Raw genomic sequence first — 7,038 nt, 5'->3', positions numbered from 1 at the left:
TTGTTTATGGTTCTGGTAGATGCCCGATGTCAGGCCCAGGCCGTCGAGATCCAAAGGCCGGTCGCTTGCCGACTGTCCTGAGGCCACAACGGCTGAATCACGCATGATTTCCCATTGCAGAGTATCGGTAATCTCCTTGCCGTCAGGTCCGGTGATGCGTATGTTCAGATTTGCCGGGCGGTCGATGTTGATATCCGATGGCACAGTCGCCGATATGTGATATGGCATGCCGAGCGTGAACATACGCGATGCAGTCTGTGATTCGGAAGTGGACGATGTGACTGTCACTGTGGCCGAAAGCAGCTCATGACTCAGTTCGGCCGGCGACAGGACTTCGGCAGGTATTACTACCGAAAACGATCCGACGCCGTCGGTCAGGGTGTCGGGAGATGTATAGAAACTGTTGCCGTTGGCACGTCGCCACCATGCCCATCCGATCTTGCTCACCGAGGTTTTGACAGCGGCCCCGGCCAGTGGCATGCCCGAATAGGTGGAAGCGGTGCCGTTTACAGTGACCGCTCCTTTTACAGGAGAGTCTTTAACGATAGCAGTGATTTCGATTTTGAAAGTCGGGAGCTTGTAGTCCGAAACCTCAAAACCGACGTTGCCGATTGTTTGTTTTTCAGCGGTTTCGAATAGTAGCCGGTAGTATCCGGTCAGTTCCCCTTTCGGGATGGTGAAATCTCCGCTTACGCGTCCGAATCGGTCGGTAGTCGAGGTCAGCGTGTCGACTGGCTGTCCGCTGGCGTTGATCATACGGACACTGATCTCACGGTCGGCTATAGTCTGTTTTCTTCCCGGTGTGGTCTTATATACGACACCCATCCAGTTTATCTTGTCGCCTGGACGGTATAAGGCGAGATCTGTAAACCCCTGAACGAAGATCCTCTCGTCCGCTGTACGGTGCTGCGGAATATATAGGTTCAATGGTATTGTATATGCGTCATTGCCCTTTTTTGTCACGATCCGATAGCTTCCGTCGTGTGACAATGCGTCGATCGTAGCCATTCCGTCGGATCCCGTCGCAGCTGTTAGCAACGGAGCCGATGGCCGCTCGTTGTAGCGGTGTCGGTAGACTGCTACGGTTGCATTTTCGGTCGGTTGTCCGTTCACAGGATTCACAACTATGGCAGTCTGTCGGTCAAACGATAATAGACCTGTAGCCATACTTGTGCAATGGATTATTTCATAGCTCTGTTTGTAGGGGCTAACGCCATTGATTTCAGGTACGACGATATAATATCCCGGACTGTTGATTTGGAAGGTGACTGTGGTGTCGCTGCTGAATGGCACCGTACCGTCGAATTTTACCGTCCTGGAATCGATGCGGTTGACCTTGCTGTCGGGCTTCAACCGGAAATACCTGTCGAAAACAAGCATGTCCGGCAGCCGATAGAGCAATATTCTTGCCACGGATGCATTGGACGACTGCACCTTTATCGTGAGATCTTCGCCTGGAGCGCACACTTCCCGTGTGGTGATTGCTACACTTTTGGTTTCTATAAGATGCAGCGAGTTTTTCAGACTGTTGATGTTATAAAATGCAGGATATTCGGCTATGACCTTTTTTAGCTGACCGTAAATCCATTGACGGTCAGTGCTATTGTTGCCGCCTTTGGCTATGGCCTCGAGCGGTATGCATCGCTGTTGGCCGTCAGTGTGATCATAGAGTTCGCGAAGCCGTCGGTAGACTTCGGTCTGCCACTCATCGTATGATGTATCGTTTTGTCGTTCCGACTCGATCATGCGTGTCATGGCCATGACATACGGGGCTGAGCCCGGTGCTGACCATCGGGTGATGTATCCGAGCATATCGTGGGCTTTGTCGCGGCTGCCGATCCGATTGTATATGTCTGCGGCCTGCCAAGACATGAAGTCGAGCAGGGTGGGGTAGTAGAGTTTCTGTTTGCTGTCTGACTTGATTATACCGGAATATGCTCCTGCCGGTTCCTTTGAAAGGCTCTTCGGATCGGCCATGGCTTCATTGATTAGCCGGTCGATCTCGTATCTGAACTGGCGGCCGCTCCATGACGATATATTTTCCGGCAATGGATTCAGCGGCAGATCCCGGGCATCGTATTTCCATCTGTTGGCCGTGAAAAAGTCGGTGTAGACGCGTGCGGTGAGCATGAGCATGATAGAGCGGCAGAAGCGGTCGGTGATGCGTGGCGTCAGGCTGTCGGCCATGATGATAGCCTCTTGGATACTGTCGGGATCAATGGATGTGCGCGCGAGCTGAAGGTTGATATACTGATGTATGACCTCTTTGAAATCCGAGCTGCGTAGTGCTTTGTCGAGCTTGATGCCGGCATTTTTCGCCACCTGGGCCGGGAATGCGAAGTCGGGCTGTCGGTTGTCGTTCATAGCTAAAAGTTGAAGGCTGCAGAGCATCGCAACTGCAGCCGTTATAATGTGTCGGATATTTATCATAGAAGCGTGTAGGTTTATGGTTTCCCCATTAAATCGGTTTGTTGACTGGGATTATGATATGCAGCCGGTGGCAATCCGGCCATGAAATGCCGGTCAGTGCTTGTTGCCGCGTATGCGACGGTGCTTGTCCATAAGGTTGCGGTTGAAGTCGCGTTCGGCATTTTTCAGTTCATATAGTTGCTGTGGAGTGAGTATCTTTTTGAATTTCGGGAAATATGTGCGCTCGATGGAAGCTTCCTTGGCGCGCATTTCAAACTGCGCTTCGGCAGCCTTCTCATATTCAGTCTCGGTCACGGATTCACCATTTTTTCTGATGTTTCTTTCCAGCTGCCGCATCTCGTGGTTGAGCCGTCCGATCTCTATATCCATCTGTTCGTAGACGGGTGTGAACTCTGCTTTCTGCTTGTCATCGAGTTTGAGGCGTTCGGCGATATACTCCGATTTATAGCGTCTCATTTCTTCAAACCATTTTGCGCGCTGCCCTTTGTCGGTGGCGCCGGCTATCGAGGTAGCTGTGATGGCCAGCATGAGGATAAAAAGTATGCTCTTCATGATTGTCCGTGTTTTGTTCAGAAATTTTTGAGTGATGCAGGCTGAAAGCCCTCTTCATACAGGTCGTTGTAGAGGTCGTCGGGTTCCATGCCGTCCATGCAGTAGTCGCTGATGAATGAGTCGTCGGCTATGGCTTCGGCCAGTATGGCGTTGTTGCCGGGAATGGTCACGTCGCCCGACGATCTGATCATGTCAAACATATTCATCATGCACCATACTCCCGCGAACATTGCCGCCAGATATACGTATGGCCGCACTTTCTGCCAGAATCCGGCGGGCATGACGCGTCCTTCGCGGGTGTCGCGCATTTCGGTTTCCCATGGCTGCACCGGCAGTGAAGCCTCCATGCGGCGTGCGAAGTCGTCGAAGTAACCTTCGGGCGTCAGCATTCCGTCGCGTCGTGCTGCCTTTTCGAGTATGTCGTCTATATTCTCTTTCATAGTTAATATTTAGACGTCTGAGTCTGTCGGGAGTTTAATCATTATCGTTAAAAAAACGCTCTATTTTTTTTACAGCGTGGTGATACGATGCCTTAAGAGCTCCGGCAGAGGTGCCGAGTATCTCCGACATCTGTTCATAAGGAATCTCGTCGTAATAGCGCATGTTGAACACAATTCGCTGTTTTTCAGGCAGAGTGGCTATGGCCTGACGTAATTTCTTCAGGGTTTCGTCGCCGTCGGTATGAGTGTCGGCCTCTATGGCGTTGATCAGCATCGACGATTCATCGTCGATCGATATGTTAAGGCGTTTTCGCTCTTTTTCAAGAAAAGTAAGGCTCTCGTTGATGGCTATCTTATAAAGCCATGTCGATAATTTAGCCTGTCCTCTGAAGGCGTCGATCGATGACCATGCTTTCAGGAATGTGTTCTGAAGCAGATCATTGGCGTCATCATGATTCTCCACCATGCGTCGTATCTGCCGGTAGAGCGGTTCCGAATAGCGGCGTATCACTTCGCCGAAAGCGGCACGGCACTCCTCGGGATTCTGCAGGCGAGCCGTGAGATCGCTGTCATTTATGGCGGAGGATCTGTCGGTCATTTTTTTGTCGATTATTCAATTAAACGGCGTAAAATTAGCCAATCTTTTTTAACTTTGCACTATTAATAAATCCTAATAGCTGAAAAATCATGACCGGCACACCCTATAGGCTTCTTTCGCTGCCTCCTGATCTTGTGGGCAGTTTCCACTCCATAACTGATCTAAACGCTCCCGAATGGTATTGCACGTCTGATCCGGCAGGTGTTAAGATCGGATCGGGCGGTGGCACCGCGTGGCTTGTCGACAGCTGGCTTAAAGACACAAGAGGGGTCGACATGTCTGATCCGAAGATCATCATTCATGCCGGCGGACAGAGCCGGCGTCTGCCGGCCTATGCTCCGGTGGGTAAGATATTGACGCCGGTGCCGGTGTTCAGATGGGAGCGCGGGCAGCTTATCGACCAGTCGCTGCTGTCGCTGCAGCTTCCGCTATACGAGCGAATACTGGCAGCCGCGCCTCCTACGCTCCCTACACTCATAGCCAGTGGCGACGTATATATCAGAGCTGAGAAACCGCTTACGGAGATACCTGAAGCCGATGTGGTATGTTACGGACTCTGGGTAGATGCTTCGCTTGCCACCCATCATGGGGTGTTCGTTTCGTCGCGTTCTACTCCGACAGAGCTTGACTTCATGCTGCAGAAGCCGTCGCTCGACCGGCTTGAGGAGCTGTCGCGTTCCCACATGTTCCTGATGGATATAGGTATCTGGCTGTTGTCGGATCGGGCTATGAAACTGCTACGCAAGCGCTCCGTCGATGCTGACGGCAATATAGGATTTTACGATCTTTACTCTGATTTCGGACGGGCTCTCGGCAGCAATCCTACCGTCGAGGATGATGAAGTCAACCGTCTGACAGTCGCTATTCTGCCTCTTCCCGGCGGAGAATTCTACCATTTCGGTACGTCGCGTGAGCTTTTGTCATCTACGCTCGCGTTGCAGAACAAGGTCGTGGATCAGCGCAAGATCCTACAGCGCAAGGTCAAAGCCAACCCATCGCTGTTTGTACAGAATGCCCTGATGGGCTATCGCCTGTCGTCTGACAATGACAACGTATGGGTGGAGAATTCATCTGTCCCGGCTTCGTGGACATTGCGGTCTGATCATATCATCACCGGTGTGCCGGAGAATGCATGGTCTCTTGATGTTCCTTCAGGCGTTTGTGTCGACATTGTGCCGGTCGGCGATGCTTCGTGGGCTGTGCGTCCATACGGACTGGACGATCCGATGCGTGGCGATCTCGATTCGCCCGACACGGTTTGGATGGGTGCTCCGTTCGTACAGTGGCGCAGCAGCCGCGGCGTTGATGTCGTCGGCGCGGATATTCAGGCATCACCTATATTTCCGGTTGTCGACAGTGTCGACGACATGTATGAGGTGCTTCAGTGGATGATCACCGGCGGAGCCGATGGCAAGGGTAAGGAAATATGGTTGAGTGCCCGAAAACTGTCGGCCGATCAGATATCGGCGCATGCCAATCTGACGCGGCTTTTCAGGCAACGCAACGATTTTCTGAAAGCCAATCTTGAGTTTCTGGCATGGAATTACGAAAAAAGTGTGTTCTATCAGCTTGATCTCAACGATGTGGCCTCCCGCTTTGTCACGATGGGTATAAAGAAGCCTGAATTATTGCCTCAGCAATCGGGCTCCATGACCAGGATACGCAATTATATGGTGAGGTCGCGGATCGATTCCATGTCGGGACGCGACGGGTCGCGTGAGGAGATGGCCGCCTTCGAACTGCTCCGTGACGAGATATTGTCGGAGCTGAAAGGGCGTCGGCCACATCCAAGGCTCAATGTCTACTCCGACCAGATAGTGTGGGGTCGTAGCCCGGTGAGAATTGACCTCGCCGGCGGCTGGACCGACACACCGCCATATTCGCTTTACACCGGTGGATCAGTGGTAAACATGGCTATCGAACTGAACGGACAGCAACCATTGCAGGTCTATGTGAAACCTTCGTCGGACTATCGCATAGTGTTGCGGTCGATTGATCTCGGTGCATCTGAGATAGTGGAGGATTTCGAAAGTCTGTCATGTTATCATACAGTCGGTTCGCCGTTCTCTATACCTAAGGCCGCACTTACTCTGGCAGGTTTCGCTCCACGCACGTCGTCCGATACTCTCACAGAGTTTCTGCACGATTTCGGATCAGGTATTGAAATCACACTTCTGTCAGCAATTCCGGCAGGATCCGGACTCGGTACAAGTTCCATATTGGCGGCAACAGTGCTCGGCGCTCTTTCGGAATTCTGCGGCATCGGCTGGGATGAAGGTGAGATCTCTCACCGCACTCTCGCTCTCGAGCAGCTGCTCACCACGGGTGGCGGCTGGCAGGATCAATATGGCGGAGTGCTGGGAGGAGTGAAACTGTTGCGCACCGAAGAGGGCATCACGCAGCGTCCGTCGGTCAGCTGGCTGCCTTCGCGCATATTTACCTCTACTGAGTTCAAACCCTGTCATCTGCTGTATTACACCGGACTGACACGTACCGCCAAGGGAATCCTTGCGGAGATAGTGCGCGGTATGTTTCTTAACTCCAACAGCCATCTGTCGATATTGTCGGAGATGCGGGCTCACTCGCTGGCTACTGCCGAAGCCATACAGCGCAATGACTTCCACCTCTATGGCCGTATGATAGCCAAGACATGGAGTCAGAACAAACGCCTTGATTCAGGCACCGAACCGCCTGCCGTGGCCGATATTGTCAGCCGCGTGTCGGATCTTACTTTGGGCTATAAACTTCCGGGAGCCGGCGGGGGAGGATATCTCTACATGGTGGCGAAAGAGCCTCAGGCTGCCGCACGGATAAGGAGCATTCTTACTGAATGCCCGCCCAACTCGCGTGCACGCTTTGTCGAGATGACTCTTTCGGATACCGGTTTCCAGGTGTCGCGTTCTTGACGCGACACCTGGCGGTGTACGTCATGCTGCCGCTGTGCTCCGTCCGGCGCCATTACGGTCGGCACGGATCCATGTGGCGCGTTTCCACAGATATTCCAGTGGCCCTTGTGAG

At 52.6% G+C, this 7,038-nt stretch carries 5 protein-coding genes; 1 reads left to right on the top strand and 4 read right to left on the bottom strand.

The features are described 5' to 3' along the window. From C5O24_RS09545 to C5O24_RS09530, 4 genes are all read right to left on the bottom strand, one after another. A partial coding sequence (locus tag C5O24_RS09545) for an MG2 domain-containing protein (RefSeq protein ID WP_161553870.1) occupies positions 1-2,364 on the bottom strand: 2,364 nt, incomplete at its 3' end. 159 nt (positions 2,365-2,523) lie between these two features. Then, entirely contained in the window at positions 2,524-2,982 is a 459-nt protein-coding gene (locus C5O24_RS09540) for a Spy/CpxP family protein refolding chaperone (RefSeq protein ID WP_107681759.1), read from the bottom strand. Positions 2,983-2,999: 17 nt separating this feature from the next. Beyond that, on the bottom strand, positions 3,000-3,422 hold the full coding sequence (locus C5O24_RS09535; RefSeq protein WP_107034835.1) for a hypothetical protein: 423 nt from the start codon (positions 3,420-3,422) through the stop codon (positions 3,000-3,002). A gap of 34 nt (positions 3,423-3,456) precedes the next feature. Next, positions 3,457-4,020, bottom strand: a complete 564-nt coding sequence (locus C5O24_RS09530; protein ID WP_107034834.1) for an RNA polymerase sigma factor — start codon at positions 4,018-4,020, stop codon at positions 3,457-3,459. A gap of 89 nt (positions 4,021-4,109) precedes the next feature. Between C5O24_RS09530 and C5O24_RS09525 the strand changes: the two genes are divergently transcribed. Then, on the top strand, positions 4,110-6,926 hold the full coding sequence (locus C5O24_RS09525) for a bifunctional fucokinase/fucose-1-phosphate guanylyltransferase (protein WP_107034833.1): 2,817 nt from the start codon (positions 4,110-4,112) through the stop codon (positions 6,924-6,926). The last annotated feature ends 112 nt before the right edge of the window (positions 6,927-7,038 follow it).

The organism is Paramuribaculum intestinale (assembly GCF_003024925.1).
Lineage (GTDB): Bacteria > Bacteroidota > Bacteroidia > Bacteroidales > Muribaculaceae > Paramuribaculum > Paramuribaculum intestinale.
Note: the sequence above shows the minus strand (reverse complement) of the source record. Positions and strands in the feature narration are given on the sequence as shown.